This window comes from Acinetobacter sp. I-MWF (assembly GCF_025433935.1).
Lineage (GTDB): Bacteria > Pseudomonadota > Gammaproteobacteria > Pseudomonadales > Moraxellaceae > Acinetobacter > Acinetobacter guillouiae.
On record NZ_JAMBAR010000001.1, the window covers coordinates 2827242 to 2842720 of the forward strand.

Annotated in this window: 15 protein-coding genes; 10 read left to right on the forward strand and 5 right to left on the reverse strand. The window is 38.5% G+C overall.

The features are described 5' to 3' along the window. The first annotated feature begins 97 nt into the window (after nucleotides 1–97). From M2R48_RS13135 to M2R48_RS13145, 3 genes are all read left to right on the forward strand, one after another. Nucleotides 98–1081 carry an aliphatic sulfonate ABC transporter substrate-binding protein gene (locus tag M2R48_RS13135; RefSeq protein ID WP_262086397.1) on the forward strand — a complete coding sequence of 328 codons (984 nt, stop codon included), beginning with the start codon at nucleotides 98–100 and terminating at the stop codon, nucleotides 1079–1081. Further along, on the forward strand, nucleotides 1081–1914 hold the full coding sequence (locus M2R48_RS13140; RefSeq protein WP_262086398.1) for an ABC transporter permease: 834 nt from the start codon (nucleotides 1081–1083) through the stop codon (nucleotides 1912–1914). The genes M2R48_RS13135 and M2R48_RS13140 overlap by 1 nt, the downstream gene beginning before the upstream one ends. A 112-nt stretch (nucleotides 1915–2026) precedes the next feature. Continuing rightward, entirely contained in the window at nucleotides 2027–2938 is a 912-nt protein-coding gene (locus M2R48_RS13145; RefSeq protein ID WP_004822414.1) for a bestrophin family protein, read from the forward strand. Between the two features lie 147 nt (nucleotides 2939–3085). Here the strand turns inward: M2R48_RS13145 and prmC are convergent, their stop codons facing one another. Together prmC and prfA are read right to left on the reverse strand one after the other, a co-directional pair. Beyond that, the gene (prmC, locus tag M2R48_RS13150) at nucleotides 3086–3904 is read right to left on the reverse strand and encodes a peptide chain release factor N(5)-glutamine methyltransferase (protein ID WP_262086399.1); all 819 of its coding nucleotides are present in this window, start codon (nucleotides 3902–3904) and stop codon (nucleotides 3086–3088) included. Then, nucleotides 3904–4992 (reverse strand): peptide chain release factor 1, encoded by a 1089-nt coding sequence (prfA, locus tag M2R48_RS13155; RefSeq protein WP_004719378.1) that lies wholly within the window; start codon nucleotides 4990–4992, stop codon nucleotides 3904–3906. The genes prmC and prfA overlap by 1 nt, the downstream gene beginning before the upstream one ends. A gap of 390 nt (nucleotides 4993–5382) precedes the next feature. On the opposite strand from prfA, the gene M2R48_RS13160 reads away from it, so the two are divergent. After that, nucleotides 5383–5814 carry a hypothetical protein gene (locus tag M2R48_RS13160; RefSeq protein WP_004822418.1) on the forward strand — a complete coding sequence of 144 codons (432 nt, stop codon included), beginning with the start codon at nucleotides 5383–5385 and terminating at the stop codon, nucleotides 5812–5814. A 66-nt stretch (nucleotides 5815–5880) separates the two neighbouring features. Here M2R48_RS13160 and M2R48_RS13165 read toward each other — a convergent pair whose 3' ends face one another. Continuing rightward, entirely contained in the window at nucleotides 5881–6378 is a 498-nt protein-coding gene (locus M2R48_RS13165) for a GNAT family N-acetyltransferase (protein ID WP_262086400.1), read from the reverse strand. Nucleotides 6379–7015: 637 nt separating this feature from the next. Here M2R48_RS13165 and M2R48_RS13170 point away from each other — a divergent pair. The 5 genes from M2R48_RS13170 (at nucleotide 7016) to M2R48_RS13190 (ending at nucleotide 11176) form a co-directional block, all read left to right on the forward strand. Beyond that, complete coding sequence (locus tag M2R48_RS13170) at nucleotides 7016–7555, forward strand: glycine zipper domain-containing protein (RefSeq protein ID WP_209828544.1); 540 nt, start codon at nucleotides 7016–7018, stop codon at nucleotides 7553–7555. 169 nt (nucleotides 7556–7724) lie between these two features. Beyond that, complete coding sequence (locus M2R48_RS13175) at nucleotides 7725–8738, forward strand: LLM class flavin-dependent oxidoreductase (RefSeq protein ID WP_262086401.1); 1014 nt, start codon at nucleotides 7725–7727, stop codon at nucleotides 8736–8738. Nucleotides 8739–8975: 237 nt separating this feature from the next. Further along, complete coding sequence (gene yiaA / locus M2R48_RS13180) at nucleotides 8976–9458, forward strand: inner membrane protein YiaA (RefSeq protein ID WP_262086402.1); 483 nt, start codon at nucleotides 8976–8978, stop codon at nucleotides 9456–9458. Between the two features lie 213 nt (nucleotides 9459–9671). Further along, a complete protein-coding gene (locus M2R48_RS13185) occupies nucleotides 9672–10601 on the forward strand; it encodes a hypothetical protein (RefSeq protein WP_004822426.1) in 930 nt (309 codons plus the stop codon). A gap of 17 nt (nucleotides 10602–10618) precedes the next feature. Next, nucleotides 10619–11176 (forward strand): flavoprotein, encoded by a 558-nt coding sequence (locus M2R48_RS13190; protein WP_262086403.1) that lies wholly within the window; start codon nucleotides 10619–10621, stop codon nucleotides 11174–11176. A 50-nt stretch (nucleotides 11177–11226) separates the two neighbouring features. Here M2R48_RS13190 and M2R48_RS13195 read toward each other — a convergent pair whose 3' ends face one another. Further along, nucleotides 11227–11979: a hypothetical protein gene (locus M2R48_RS13195; RefSeq protein ID WP_262086404.1), complete on the reverse strand. Its 753-nt coding sequence runs from the start codon at nucleotides 11977–11979 to the stop codon at nucleotides 11227–11229. Nucleotides 11980–12091: 112 nt separating this feature from the next. Beyond that, nucleotides 12092–12928, reverse strand: a complete 837-nt coding sequence (locus M2R48_RS13200; protein WP_004719361.1) for a pyruvate, water dikinase regulatory protein — start codon at nucleotides 12926–12928, stop codon at nucleotides 12092–12094. A 154-nt stretch (nucleotides 12929–13082) separates the two neighbouring features. On the opposite strand from M2R48_RS13200, the gene ppsA reads away from it, so the two are divergent. Continuing rightward, complete coding sequence (gene ppsA / locus M2R48_RS13205; RefSeq protein WP_004719359.1) at nucleotides 13083–15461, forward strand: phosphoenolpyruvate synthase; 2379 nt, start codon at nucleotides 13083–13085, stop codon at nucleotides 15459–15461. Nucleotides 15462–15479 lie beyond the last annotated feature (18 nt).

Sequence of the window (15479 nt, forward strand, 5' to 3'; positions counted from 1 at the left end):
TTTAAGAAGTGAATATCTGTTTTTCTTTTTTGTACTTTCACCCTAAAAAATATACATATCTAGCTCTGTGTTTCTCTTTGAATTTTATGGGGTATGTATGAACGTTTTTAGCAAAAAAATGACGCGCTTAGTTTCCACCTTAGCCTTAAGCTTAACCGCAATGTCTTCTTTTGCAGCCATCCCAACAACATTGAAATTAGACTATGCCTATTACGCCCCAACAAGTTTAGTGGTTAAAGAACAAAAGCTGTTAGAAAAAGCCTTACCCAAAACAGAGGTCAAATGGGTGTTTAGCCAAGGCAGTAACCGTTCACTTGAATATTTAAACAGTGGCAGTATCGATTTCGCCTCTACCGCGGGTTTAGCAGCAGTATTAAGTCGTGCCAATGGCAGTCCGATTAAAACGGTTTATATCCAAAGCCAGCCAGAATGGACTGCATTAGTCGTTGCTAAAAACTCAGCAATCAAATCCTTAAAAGACCTCAAAGGGAAAAAAATTGCTGCAACCAAAGGTACAGATCCATTCTTATTTACGCTTCAAGCACTTGAAACCGTCGGCTTAAATAAACGCGATGTGCAATTGGTACATCTACAACATCCAGATGGGAAAACAGCTTTAGAACGTGGTCAGGTAGATGCTTGGGCTGGTCTTGATCCACTGATGGCATCTGCACAATTACAATCAGGTGCAAAACTGCTCTATCGCAATATCGCTTTTAATAGTTACAGCGTGTTAAGTGTAAAAGATCAATTTAGTACCCAAAGCCCAGAAGCAGTTGAGGCTGTAATTAAAGCTTATGAACAAGCACGTAAATGGGCAAAAGCCAATCCTGATAAACTTGCACAATTATTAGCACGTGAAGCAAAATTGCCACTTGAAGTGGCGAAGTTGCAATTGAGTCGAACTAATCTAGATCAAAACATTCCAACCGCGAAACAGCTTAATGCGCTAAAGAAAGCAGGCACTATTTTGACTGAAGAGGAACTGGTTCGAAAAGGCACTAATGTAAATCAAGTTGTAGATCAACTATTTGACAGCAAATATGCACAAAAGGTCATTGGCAAGGTTGCTGAGAAGTAATGACAAAGTCTACACATACCCAATCGACGCAAAGCGAATCAAATGTACGTATAGCGCAGGCGAGTTTAAACAAACCTGCCTTTAAGGCCAATGTTTTAAAATGGGTAAAAGGAATTATACTTCCGTTGCTGCTCATTTTATTATGCGAGTATTTAGTTCGTTTTGGATGGATTGAGTCTTATCTGCTCCCTGCCCCAAGTAGCTTAGTTGACTCATTCAAGCAGCTTGCCGCAGGTGATTTATTGAACCATATCTATACCAGTACTTGGCGTGTTTTTTTAGGTTTTTTTATTGGTAGCCTATTGGGGCTCATTTTTGCAATTGCAGTGGGTTTAAACAAACACATTGAAGAATTTTTAGAACCTACATTTTCAGCGATCAAATCTATTCCAAGTCTTGCTTGGATTCCGTTATTGCTTTTGTGGTTAGGCATTGATGAAGCCTCAAAAATTACCTTAATCGCGATTGGTGCATTCTTTCCCACCTATACCAATAGCGTATCTGCCATACATGGTGTTGATTCAAAGTTGTTAGAAGTGGCAAAAGTATACCGTCTGACCTATCTACAAAGTATCTTTCAAATTGTTCTGCCTGCTGCATCTCCTGGAATTCTCGTTGGACTCAGAAACAGTTTAAGCCTAGCGTGGATGTTTATGATTGCAGCAGAACTGATTGCAGCGACACAAGGTATCGGTTATCTGCTCAGTGATGGTCGAGAAACCTCACGGCCCGATATTGTGATTATTGCGATTATCTTACTGGCTGTCCTCGGCAAACTCACAGACAGTCTAATGAAATTGATTGAAAACTGGTTTTTACGTTGGAGAACATAAACCGTTCAAAATACGGCTTTTAATCAGCCGTATTTTTTAAATTGCTTATTTGCAACTTGCATTTCTGCTTTTCTCTATGAAACACTGTCGCAGTAATAGTTAGGTAGACAGTATGATCATTCGTGATAAAAGTAACAGCTTCGCACTACTCTTTGCTTGGCACGGCACCATTCTTCCCAAAGTCTTACCCGCATTAACTTTTGTTGTGCTGATCTCGACAGTTCTGGTTTACCTATCATCACATCACTATTTTACAATTCCTGCTGTACCTGCAATTGGGTTTACCGTGTTCGGGATTATCCTTTCTATCTTCTTAAGCTTTAGAAATACTGCATGTTATGATCGTTGGTGGGAGGGTCGTAAACTCTGGGGTGCCTTGATTGCAACCTCACGCCATCTTTCTCGTGACACACATGTTTTACAAGAAAACCAGCGTAAAGTTTTAATGTATCGTGTGATGCTATTTACCCGTTTATTAAGAAATCGTTTACGCAATCAAAATCAGTCCATTGAATTTTATAAAAATAAAGTTGATTTAGATGAATTAAGCTTTAGCCAACTGGCAAACCACATTAATGCTGCACAATTTGTTTTAGAGGAAATCCAAAAATCTTTAGTGCAATCACTTAAATCAGGTGAAATTTCTGACATTATCTATCAAGGTTTAAATCATCATATTGTTGCTATGGGTAATATTCAGGCTGGCTGTGATCGCATTCTAACCACCCCATTGCCTTATTCTTATTCAGTCTTATTACATCGCACAGTATATTGCTTTTGTTTAATTTTGCCGTTTAGTTTAGAAGCAAGTTTAGGGATTTGGACACCCGTCATCGTCAGTTTAATTGCTTATTTATTTTTGGGACTAGATGCTTTGAGTGCTCAGCTTGAAGAACCATTTGGCCTACAAGAAAATGATTTACCTTTAGATTCAATTACTCGTTTAATTGAAAGAGAAATGCACAGCTCTTTGGGTGAAAAACTCTTAGAGCCGATTCAATTGGTGAAAAGTAATTTGACTTAGCTGGTTTTTCTAAAGGCTATATTTCCCCCCTTAGCTTTAAAATACAGCGAATTCTTTTAATACTTTTTATTCGCCAATAAAAAAGACTTTGTTGGATAAGCAACCACCGCCATCCAACAAAGTCTTTTTAGATATAGCAATGCAAAACTAATTTGGCCACTGACCTAGTGTGACACGATCATTACCGCCATAGTCTTTCACGGTTCTGACTTGTTTAAAACCAGCACCTTTAAAAATGTTTTGTACCGCTTCAGCTTGATCATAACCATGCTCAAGTACGATCCAACCTTGAGTCGCCAACCATTTTTTACCTTGCTGAATAATATGTTCAATATCCGCTAAACCATGCTGCTCAGCAACTAAAGCTCGTTCAGGCTCAGAAGCAAGATGCGGCATATGCTCATCATCAGCATCAATATAAGGTGGATTAGAAACTATCACATCAAAAAATTGACGATTCAAAGCTTTAAACCAACTTCCTAGAAAAAACTTCACCTGCCCTAAGTCATGCTTTTCAGCATTATGTAAAGCAACTTCTAAAGTCGGCTCATAAATATCTGTGGCAATAATAGACCAATTTGGACGCTCACTTGCCAGCGATAATGCGATCGCACCTGTACCCGTACCTAAATCAACCATACGAGTATCTTCAGGCAAATCAAGATTTAAAACCGTTTCAACCAATACCTCAGTATCTGGACGAGGGACTAAAGTGTCTCTGGTAACGGTTAAATCCAAAGTCCAAAATGGTTGTGAGCCAGTTACATAAGCCAAGGGTTCACCCGCAGCAATCCGCGCTAGACCCTCAACATATTGCTGTTCTTGCTCAGCAGTTAATTCTTGCGTAGATTTAAGTGACAAATCAAAAGCATCGATTTTTAAAATATGCTCAAGTAACCAAGCATTTTCTTGACGCTCATAACTTTCAGCTTCTCCACGTAAGGCCAAAGCCTGTGCAATATTCATTAACCACCATTTTGTTGTGCAAGCATCGCTAACTGATCTGCTTGATATTCGCGATGTAAGCTGTCAAGTAGCTCAGTCAAATCACCTTCCATTACTGCATCTAACTTATATAAAGTTAAATTAATACGGTGATCTGTCATACGACCTTGTGGATAGTTATATGTGCGGATACGTTCCGAACGATCGCCTGAACCTACCAAATCACGGCGCATTTCAGATGTTGCTGCATCGGCTGCAGCACGTTTCGCATTCTCTAAACGTGAAGCCAGTAACGCCATCGCTTTTGCTTTGTTTTTATGCTGTGAACGTTCATCCTGACATTCCACAACAGTACCTGTTGGAAGATGGGTAATACGTACAGCAGAATCAGTTTTGTTAATGTGCTGACCACCCGCACCAGAAGCACGGTAAGTATCAATACGTAGATCCGCAGCATTAATCTCTACTGTGGTGTCTACATCAACTTCTGGAAGAATTGCCACAGTACATGCCGAAGTATGTACACGACCTTGTGACTCAGTGGCTGGAACACGTTGTACACGATGCGCCCCGCTTTCAAACTTCAAGCGACCGTAAACACCTTCACCATTCACTAGACAGATAATCTCTTTATATCCGCCATGCTCACCTTCATTTTCAGATAAGATCTCAATACGCCAGTTTTGAGTTTCAGCGTATTTACTATACATACGGAATAAGTCACCTGAGAAAATCGCAGCTTCATCGCCACCGGTACCAGCTCGGATTTCCAAATATGCCGAGTTGGCATCATTTGGGTCTTTAGGAATCATGAGAATATTCAACTCAGCTTCAAGTTGTTCAATTAAAGCTTTGTTCTCTTTGATTTCCTCAACAGCCATATCCTTAAAATCTGGATCTGTTAACATTGCTTCTGCTGTTTCAATATCTTCTTCAGCTTGCTTGTACTTTTTCCAAACATCGGTAATTTCTGATAAATCATTATGCTCACGCGACAAATTACGAAAACGCTTATTGTCTGAAATGACTTCAACATCTGCCAATAATGCTTCTAACTCTTCATGTCGATCACAAAGTTGGTCTAATCGTAAACGTAACGATTCTTTCATTTTAAATACATTCTCAAGCTAAGCCTTACCAAAAAACATTGAGCTTTATAACAGCCCATTTAAAATTGGTAAGAAAATTCTAAAATTGTGCCTAGTTTACCGATTCTGCCATTTAAATGACACATTTATATAAGCGCCATCAAGATAAGCTGTAGAATTTATAGCAAGATGATCCGCATGATTTTTGATTAGATGCTTTTATTCTCCATTATTCATGCTATTTGTTGACTAATATGGGTGTTTTAAAATCACTTTTAATAGAAAACATACATTCAGATACCAAACGCTATCAATTTTCAGATCCCTCTCCACATTTTTTGGAAAAATTTTTGTTACATTTGCCACATCGAATAGAGATAGAACTGTCCAGATAAGGACATGGAGCAACACATGAAATTTAATACGATCATATTTAGTACTGTATTGGCAGTAACTTCAATATTTACAGTAAGTGCTCATGCTGATAACTCAACACGTATTGCAGCAACTTCTGCTCTAGGTAGTGTCGTTGGTACTGCTGTAGGTAAACAAATCGGTGGTAACACGGGCGCAATGATTGGTTCAGCAGTAGGCGGTGCAGGTGGTGCTGCAGCATCAACCAATAGAAAAGACCGTACTGCGGCTGCAATCGGTGGTGGTTTAGGTGGTGTTGGTGGCTATACCGTAGGTAAAAATATGGGTGGTACCACAGGCGGTTATATTGGTGCTGCTGCAGGTGCGGCGGGTGGTTCGGTTCTCGGTAAAAAAGTTTCTCAAGACCGCCATGCAGATCAACGTAAGTACAATAAAAAGTACTACAAAAAACACCGTCGTCATCACTAATTGATCCTTGAACGATATCAAGCACCTTCGGGTGCTTTTTTATTTTTCACATTACTCTTCTCCTTTTTATTCAAATTTTTTTTCAAAAAAAATCACCTGCATGTTAAAAAAATGAGAAGTATATCTTTGTATAAATCCAAGTTTAAGCAAAAGTTGATGTGCAGCAGCATTATTTAATTCAGAAAACGCGATGACCGATTGAAAACCTCTAGCTTGAATATCTTCACATAATTTGATTGCAGCTTCGTTTATATAGCCCTTTCGCCTTTCTTGTTTTAGCAAACGAAATCCTAATTCAACGGTTTGATTACCATTCAATACGCATTTTTCAAAACCACAATATCCAATAATTTGCTGAGTTGCTTTTAAGTAAATCGCCATTTTTGCATAGCCATATTCCTTATAATGTTTCTCAATCTCCCAAAATCGCCCTATGGCAGACTCAGTCGTTAAAACCCCATTGGGAGAAAAAGCCATAAAATCTTCATCCTGAAATAAAGCAGAGATTTCCAATAAATCTTTTTCTATAAATGGTTTTAAAATTAAGCGTTCAGTTTCTATCATTTGTCTTTAGCCCGAGCGATTCTTCATATTTATTCACATATCAATATCACGTTTCTTTATAGTCAAACCCCCTAATTATTTATACAAATGATTTTCATCCAGTCATTGATCATCAATGAAGCTAATGTTTTTTGTATGAAATCGAGAAGTTTTGGCTATGAATAAGTTTTTGTATTTGTGAATCCTAGATGGTTAACCTACTGTGGGGCGACATCGATGTCGCCATGTTGGGTGGAGGTATTTAAATTTTGAATGTAAGGTGTGGCATTGCAAGCTTTTTATCATTAAACAATTTATTTTTCCATACAATTGATTTAATTAAAAATGCTAATTAAGAGAAATTATATTCTTGTATATAAGTTTTTTAGCAGGTTGACTATATGTTCTAGCTATATATTGGTAGAGCTGCATCTCAACAGATATTTTAATATTAAAATATCATCATGATTGTTACGACAACAATATTGCCCTCATAAGCTCAATACAAACTAATCATGAATAAATTAATCAGCCAAATATACAATCCACACACAAAACACAGAAATTGCTTACATTCAAATCCATAATTATTGCTAAATGTTTCGTTATTCTAGCCTCAAGTTAAAGAATTCGAAGAAGCTTCGATCAGGAGTTTAAAATGAAATTACAAGCAATCCTTGGTGCAACTGTAATTGCAGCAACAATGATGACGACTGCACATGCAGGCAACTCAACCAATACAGCATTAACATCTGCTCTTGGTGGTGTGGTAGGTGCTGCGATTGGCCAACAAATGGGTGGTTCAACAGGCGCTATGATTGGTTCTGCAATCGGTGGTGGTGTTGGCGCAGGCGCTTCATCGAATAAACGTGACCGTAATGGTGCGATCATTGGCGGTGCTTTAGGTAGTGCTGGTGGTTATACCGTAGGTCGTAATGTTACGGGTACTTCAACTGGTGGCTATATTGGCGCAGGTCTTGGTGCTGCAGGTGGTTCGGCATTAGGTCAAAAAGTCAGTAACGACCGTCGTTATGACGACCGCTATGACAACCGTTATGGACGTTATAATGATCGATATGATCGTGGCGGTTACCGTAATGTTGATTATCGCTACAATGACCGTGGCTATCGTAAAGACAATGGCAATCATTATGGTCACTACAAAAACAAGAATCATTGGAATAACTGGAAAAATTAATTTCAGTCCAAAATTAATATCCAATCATTTAAATCAAGCACCTTCGGGTGCTTAATTTGTTTTTGGACAATAAAATCAACATCAAAACCACCAAATATCGACACTTTTCGATATACATTTGCACACTTATATCGTATTATTTCGATATATATTATTTTCGAGTTTAAAAATGTCGTCTTTAACAGATACCGCATTAAAGAATACGAAGTTCTCTATCCTAGAACTCGCACCTGTTCGAGAAGATCAAACAGTTGAGTTTTCACTTAAGCACGCATTGCAACTTGCTCAGCATGCTGAACTGTTGGGCTTTGATCGCCTTTGGTTAGCTGAACATCATAATATGGACGGTATCGCCAGCTCCGCAACTGCTGTATTGCTGGGTTACATCTTAGCCAATACAAAAAATATTAAAGTGGGCTCGGGAGGGATTATGTTACCCAACCATGCACCTTTAGTGGTTGCTGAACAGTTTGGTACCTTGGCAACCCTCTATCCTAATCGTATTGAACTCGGCTTAGGTCGTGCGCCCGGAACAGATCCAACCACCATGCGTGCATTAAGACGTGGTCGTCAAGAAACAGAAGAGCAATTTCCACAAGATGTTTTAGAAATTTTAAGCTATTTCGCCGACGCAGTGCCTCAGCAAAGAATTAAAGCAACACCTGGGCAAGGTACGCATGTGCCTGTATGGCTTTTAGGATCGAGCCTTTTTAGCGCACAACTGGCGGCTAAATTAGGACTTCCTTATTCATTTGCCTCACATTTTGCACCGAGAATGTTAGGTCAAGCCATTCAGCTCTATCGTGACAATTTTGAACCATCCGACTATTTAGACAAACCATTTGTATCTATGGGGGTTCCTACTGTGGTCGCCGAAACCGATGAGGAAGCGGAGTATCTAGCCACAAGTGTGTATCAACGTATTCTTGCATTACTGACAGGACAAAGTTTAAAACTAAAACCACCTGTAGCAACAATGGAAGGCCGATGGTCTGCATCAGAGAAAATGTCAGTACAAAATTTCTTAGGTATGGCGCAAATTGGCTCACCAGACACTGTGAAGAACGGTTTAAAGCAACTTTTAGAAAAATATCAAGTAGATGAATTTATTTTCACTTGCGATATTTATGATACACAGAAGCGCCTAGACAACTTTAGTTTATTGATGGATTTAAAAAAATAATACAAATTAATCATGTTTTCCTCTTTACCAAAATGAAATGACAAATTTCATTTTGGCTTTTTTTGATTTAACTGTCTTATAACCTAGGTATCTAATTGATTTAAAATACTATTTATTACTTTCTACACTTAAACACTATTTGAATTAGCTCTCATAAATTGAAAAGATTTGCCATCTCATTTCAAATCAGCATAATAGAACATATAAAAATCAGTAAAATAGTAATAAGGAACAACAATGAACCAATATATCAATAAGCCCACCCCTGCTTTTATTGCAGTCAGTTGGGTGGCTTTGCTTGCTGGTGCGGCTGCCTACTGTGTCGGTTTATTCAATGCACAAATTCTATTAAACGAAAAAGGCTATTATTTAATCCTGATCCTATATGGTCTATTTTCTGCTGTTTCACTACAAAAAGTTGTTCGGGATAAACTTGAAGGGCAGCCAGTCACAGCAATTTATTATGGACTGTGCTGGGCTTCAGTGGTGATCTGTATCGTTCTGCTCGCATTAGGTTTATGGAATGCGACCATGGCACTCAGTGAGAAAGGTTTTTATATCATGGCTTTTTTACTTAGCCTCTTCGGTGCTGTTGCTGTACAAAAGAATATTCGAGACTTGGAATATCTCAGAACGAATTCACAGTCTGAATTGCCTCAGCCCCACGCTGTTCAACAAGTTGAAGTTAAAGAACTTGAAACACCAGAAGATAAATTTTAATTGTTAAACAATCTATTGCTCAAAATGATAAGACTTGTCCTTTTATGACAAGTCTTTCTTTTTATCTCAATCACTTAGCTAAATTTTCACATTCAAAATCAAACCATTACTGGGTTGATATTTTTCATCATTCCACAATGAATATCTTTGCCAATTAATTCACAGAAATATTAAATAAAATGCAATGAAATCCTTATTTTTGATAGATTTGCTATGGCCTCAATTGACTTAGAAAAAATGTTAGATAAAGTCAAAAATACACAATGGACTTTATCCGATATTGATTGGGATGCACCAGGTCGAGAGCTGGTTACAGCTGAACAATGGCCAAAACTTAAAGACTTTATGGCAGATCTGATGTGGATTGAGCATGTAGGTGCCCGTGCATTTTCGGCAATGTCAAAAAAAGCGCCAACAGCAACTTTACGGGAGATGTACGCCATCTTCCATGCCGAAGAACAACGCCATGCCAATGCAGAAATGGCGCTCATGAAACGTTGGGGAATGTTAGATGGTGATATCCCTAAACCAAATAAAAATTTACGCTTAATTATTGAATGGCTAGATACCTATGCCGATGAAATGCCTTTTTATATTTTAGGTGCAGTGATTCCCATGCTTGAAGTGGCTTTGGATGGCGCTTTATGTACCTTTTTATTGGATACTGTAGATGATCCTGTTTGCCACCAAGCCTTTGAACTGATTAATGGTGATGAGGCACGGCATTTAGGTGTGGGTTTTAGTGTAATGGAAGCACAAGGGATCAATAAAAGCGTTATTGAGCTTGCCCAAATGGCTGCACGAGTAATCGACCCACGTTTGATGCTGGGTATTTTAGCCTACCTACCATTGATTAATAAAATGCGTGACAACGTCATTAAGCTCGGGCTTCCTGAAGAAAAATTATATGCAGCAATGAATAAATTTTCGAAAATTGGCGGAAGAACAGCGGAAGGACGCCGTAACCCATGGTTCCAAATCATTCAATTTCATGGCAAAAATGTAGTAGATCGCAATAAAAAATGGTTCCATATCCCGATTGATGCCATGGTTAGCGTGACTGACAAGATTCCTGAAAAGTCTTTACCTAAAGTCCCAAGTTGGATATATCAATTAACGTCAGAACCCACTGCGACCAATTAGTATAAAAAGGAAATAATATGCTCGATAGGAAAAAGAGTCAAAATGAAGGTTTTTTTCAAAATCAGCCGGAATTTTTTAAGCATTATAAAGGTAAAATTATTACATCTACTGAGATTAAACTCACCGATTTTAGCGGTTTAAACGTGGCAATTATTGGTGCAAATCAACTTACAGTCACCCATCTTGGCCACGTTTTAAACAGTGCTGAATTTGTAAAAGTGTTTCAAATCACACCCGCTTTTATTTTACCGCAAACTGAAAAAGGGGTTCAAAAGTTAATTTCGCACCCTTTGATTATCAAAAATCGTCGTTTGTTTAATCATCGTGTTAAATCAATGTTGGCGATTCGTTATCTAGAGTCGCAAGTTCAGGAACAATGGTTAAAACGTCAGTTGATGCCAAACTCTGCGTTAAAGAGTAAAGTATTTTTAAAATCAGATACCTACTATACAGCGTTACAACGTAAAAACTGTAAATTAATCACTTGGCCAGTCGTTAAAATTACTGAAAATGCAGTACAAAGTATGGAAGGAATTGAACATTTAGTGGATGTGATTATTACCACTTACGAATAATAGCTTGAAAAGGTTTGAATAAAAGAGGCCTTTACGCCTCTTTTATTTAATTATTTGACCACACCACTGTAACGATAACCCTGTGGAGCTTTTTGATAACGTAAATAGTTATTGGTCAATTTTCCTGAAGCATTCACCACCAATATATCGATATTTTTTAAGTCTTTTGAGATACGGATAAAATCTTCAGCAGAACGCTCCCATTCCTGACAATCATTTTCAACACCAATTGAATCAAGTTTTTGAGTCTTGGTTTCAAAAATGGGGTGCGCGACAAATTTGCCGTTGTTCAATACAAAGGAGTGAATGCGATAGCCCCTTGAACAAGTACTATTAATAAATAGACTGGTGACTAAATAAACGTCCTGATTTTTAATTTTGACTTGCGCAATTTTATCAATAAATCCCACTTGCGCTAACTCTTGGGACGCCAATCCACTGCTTCGCTTCACCTGAATTAAACTATATGGCTCTCTCATCGTTCCCCCAGCAGAAACGTCCATTGTATAAAATTTGATTTTTCGATCAGGGCTATAATGGATATCCAGCATATTTTTTTCAGTGAGTTTTGCAAACGAATATGCAAAACTCAATGAATCATTTTTAATTTTATTTTCAATTTCGCTGGAAATTTTTTCATTGTACTGATCACATTCAGCACGTCCTGAACAGGTTTTTTGATAATATTTTTCAACCAACCCATTTTCAAATTTGCTCAATGATTCAGCATTGCTTTGTTGTGCAAATATACTTTGTCCACTTACAAGTATGAAAAATGAACTCACTTTTAATATCTTATTCATATAACAAATCACACTATAAAAAATAATAAACATAAAAGAAAAAGAGCCAAATCTTGATTCAGCTCAATACTGCTGTTACACCACAACACACGTCAAAAAATATAATGATGGATTATCCAATACGACGTTTTAAACCTGTCATTTGTAAAACGCGTGTTGAAATTTCTTCAATCGACATCTCTGAAACATTTAAATATTTAATCCCTTCAGAAATATAGATCCCTTCAACAGCACGCAGCTCCATCTGACACTGTGAAAAGCTCGCATAGCGACTATTGGCTTTACGTTCAGAACGAATGGCAACGAGACGTTCAGCATCAATCATCAAACCAAATAGTTTATTTTTATGTTCTTTCAGTACCGCAGGTAAACGGTTATCGTCTAAATCTTCTTCGGTCAATGGGTAGTTTGCAACTCGAATACCAAACTGCAAAGATAAATAAATTGAAGTTGGAGTTTTACCAGAACGCGATACGCCGATCAGGATTAAATCTGCTTTGTCATAATGGCGGGTACGTGCCCCATCATCGTTATCCAAAGCAAAATGAACAGCATCAATACGTGCTTTATACGACTCAGAATCCGTCACAGCATGGGTTTGTCCGACTAAAGTTGTAGGCGGTGTACCTAAAACGTCCGACAACTTACTAATAAGCCCTTCAAAAACATCAAGATTTACGGCATTTGCAGTGTTAATAATGTCACGAACATAAGGGTCAACCAAAGTATCGAATACCAAAGGTTGTTGACCATCTTTATCCGCCCTTTTATTGATTTCTTCGACTACATTCATTGCAGCTTCTTCAGAGGTAATATAGGGAATAATATGGATATCAAACTTTACATGAGGAAATTGCGCTAATAATGAATGCCCAAGGGTTTCAGCCGTAATCGCTGTACCATCAGAAATAAAAAATACGCTCCGCTTTATTTGGTTACTTTCTGACATTAAAAATCTCCTCAAACATTTGTCTTAGCGATGTATAATCTTTATAGTAAGCCCATCTTACATGACTATCACTTAGTTGAATCAAAATGCTAAGTTTTTTGTTATAATTTCATGCCAAGATAGTGATTAATACTGCATAAGTGGAGTAACAACTTTGGAAGCACGCGTAATCGGTCTGGAAAAACTAGGTAAACACGACGTTGAGATCGTGGGTGGTAAAAACTCTTCACTTGGGGAAATGATCAGTCATTTAGCAAATGCTGGTGTATCGGTTCCAGGTGGATTTGCAACGACTGCTGATGCATATCGCGAATTCCTAGAGCAAAGTGGCCTAAATGCTAAAATCAATGCAGAACTTGCAGCATTAAATGTTGATGATGTAATCGCACTGGCAGAAACTGGTGCAAAAATCCGTCAATGGATTGTAGAAACTCCACTTACTACAGGTCTAGAGACTGAAGTTCGCGAAGCATTTGCTGCCCTTTCTAACGGTAATCCTGACATCGCTGTTGCGGTACGTTCTTCTGCAACTGCTGAAGACTTACCAGATGCTTCATTTGCGGGTCAACAAGAAACTTTCTTAAACATTCGTGGGATCGACAACGTTCTTATCGCAATTAAAGAAGTTTTTGCTTCACTTTATAATGACCGTGCCATTGCTTACCGTGTACACCAAAATTTTGCACATGATATTGTTGCGCTTTCTGCTGGTATTCAGCGTATGGTTCGCTCTGAAACGGGTGCTGCAGGTGTAATGTTTACACTTGATACAGAGTCTGGTTTCCGTGAAGCAGTATTTATTACTGCTTCTTACGGTTTAGGGGAAATGGTTGTACAAGGTGCAGTAAACCCTGACGAATTCTATGTTTCTAAGCCACTTCTAAGAAATGGCAAACATGCCGTTATTCGCCGTAATCTTGGTTCTAAACACCAAAAAATGATTTATGGTGAAGAAGGTGCTGCGGGTAAATCTGTTGTGGTTGTTGATGTTGAAAAAACAGATCGTCAACAATTTGCTTTAAATGATTTAGAGCTTCAAGAACTTGCTAAACAAGCCCTGATCATTGAAGAACATTATCAAGCACCGATGGATATCGAATGGGCAAAAGACGGTGATGATGGTCAAATCTATATCGTTCAAGCACGCCCTGAAACAGTAAAAAGCCGTGAGAATGTCGGCACAATGGAACGTTACCTCCTTAAACAAAAAGGTACAGTTCTTTGTGAAGGTCGTTCAATTGGTCAACGTATTGGTTCTGGTAAAGTTCGTATCGTTACCTCAATTAAAGAAATGGACAAAGTACAAGAAGGTGATGTTCTTGTATCTGACATGACTGACCCAGATTGGGAACCAGTGATGAAACGTGCGGCTGCAATTGTAACTAACCGTGGTGGTCGTACTTGTCATGCGGCAATTATTGCCCGTGAACTTGGTGTTCCTGCCATCGTAGGTTGTGGTAATGCAACAGAAGTGCTTGTTGATGGTCAAGAAGTCACTGTTTCTTGTGCTGAAGGTGATACAGGCTTTATTTATGAAGGTGCGCTAGATTTCGAAATTCAACGTAACTCGATCGAATCTATGCCTAAACTTCCGTTCAAAATTATGATGAACGTAGGTAACCCTGACCGTGCATTTGACTTTGCTCAAATTCCAAACGAAGGGATTGGTCTTGCACGTTTAGAATTCATCATCAACCGTATGATTGGTGTGCATCCAAAAGCTTTGTTAAACATTGACAGCCTACCACGCGAAACACGTGCGGCAGTTCTGGCACGTACCGCAGGTTATGCATCACCGATTGAATTCTATGTTGAAAAATTGGTTGAAGGTATTTCCACCCTTGCAGCTGCATTTGCTGACAAACCAGTAATTGTTCGTATGTCTGACTTTAAGTCGAATGAATATGCGAACTTGATTGGTGGTAAGCTTTACGAGCCTGAAGAAGAAAACCCAATGCTTGGTTTTCGTGGTGCGAGCCGTTATGTATCTGATAACTTCCGTGACTGCTTTGAACTCGAATGCCGTGCATTGAAAAAAGCACGTGATGAAATGGGTTTAACCAATATTCAAATCATGATTCCTTTTGTACGTACAGTATCTGAAGCGAAACGTGTTATTGAGTTATTAGCTCAGAACGGTCTTAGACGTGGTGAAAACGGTCTTAAAGTGATCATGATGTGCGAGTTACCTACAAACGCATTACTTGCTGAACAATTCCTTGAACACTTCGATGGTTTCTCTATCGGTTCAAATGACTTAACTCAGCTAACACTTGGTTTAGACCGTGACTCTGGTATCGTTTCTCACTTGTTTGACGAACGTGATCCAGCAGTAAAAGCATTACTTTCTATGGCAATTCATGCTTGCCGTAAAGCGGGTAAATATGTAGGTATCTGTGGTCAAGGTCCTTCTGATCACCCTGATCTTGCAAAATGGTTAATGGAACAAGGTATTGAATCTGTTTCATTAAACCCAGACTCAGTTTTAGATACTTGGTTCTTCCTTGCTGAAGAAAAGATTAAACAATCTTAATCAAAGCTGCTTAAAAAG

Bases quoted from the DNA above. Each gene is read 5' to 3' on its own strand.
- M2R48_RS13135 (WP_262086397.1), top strand. From the start codon at position 98: ATGAACGTTTTTAGCAAAAAAATGACGCGCTTAGTTTCCACCTTAGCC.
- M2R48_RS13140 (WP_262086398.1), top strand. From the start codon at position 1,081: ATGACAAAGTCTACACATACCCAATCGACGCAAAGCGAATCAAATGTA.
- M2R48_RS13145 (WP_004822414.1), top strand. From the start codon at position 2,027: ATGATCATTCGTGATAAAAGTAACAGCTTCGCACTACTCTTTGCTTGG.
- prmC (WP_262086399.1), bottom strand. From the start codon at position 3,904: ATGAATATTGCACAGGCTTTGGCCTTACGTGGAGAAGCTGAAAGTTAT.
- prfA (WP_004719378.1), bottom strand. From the start codon at position 4,992: ATGAAAGAATCGTTACGTTTACGATTAGACCAACTTTGTGATCGACAT.
- M2R48_RS13160 (WP_004822418.1), top strand. From the start codon at position 5,383: ATGAAATTTAATACGATCATATTTAGTACTGTATTGGCAGTAACTTCA.
- M2R48_RS13165 (WP_262086400.1), bottom strand. From the start codon at position 6,378: ATGATAGAAACTGAACGCTTAATTTTAAAACCATTTATAGAAAAAGAT.
- M2R48_RS13170 (WP_209828544.1), top strand. From the start codon at position 7,016: ATGAAATTACAAGCAATCCTTGGTGCAACTGTAATTGCAGCAACAATG.
- M2R48_RS13175 (WP_262086401.1), top strand. From the start codon at position 7,725: ATGTCGTCTTTAACAGATACCGCATTAAAGAATACGAAGTTCTCTATC.
- yiaA (WP_262086402.1), top strand. From the start codon at position 8,976: ATGAACCAATATATCAATAAGCCCACCCCTGCTTTTATTGCAGTCAGT.
- M2R48_RS13185 (WP_004822426.1), top strand. From the start codon at position 9,672: ATGGCCTCAATTGACTTAGAAAAAATGTTAGATAAAGTCAAAAATACA.
- M2R48_RS13190 (WP_262086403.1), top strand. From the start codon at position 10,619: ATGCTCGATAGGAAAAAGAGTCAAAATGAAGGTTTTTTTCAAAATCAG.
- M2R48_RS13195 (WP_262086404.1), bottom strand. From the start codon at position 11,979: ATGAATAAGATATTAAAAGTGAGTTCATTTTTCATACTTGTAAGTGGA.
- M2R48_RS13200 (WP_004719361.1), bottom strand. From the start codon at position 12,928: ATGTCAGAAAGTAACCAAATAAAGCGGAGCGTATTTTTTATTTCTGAT.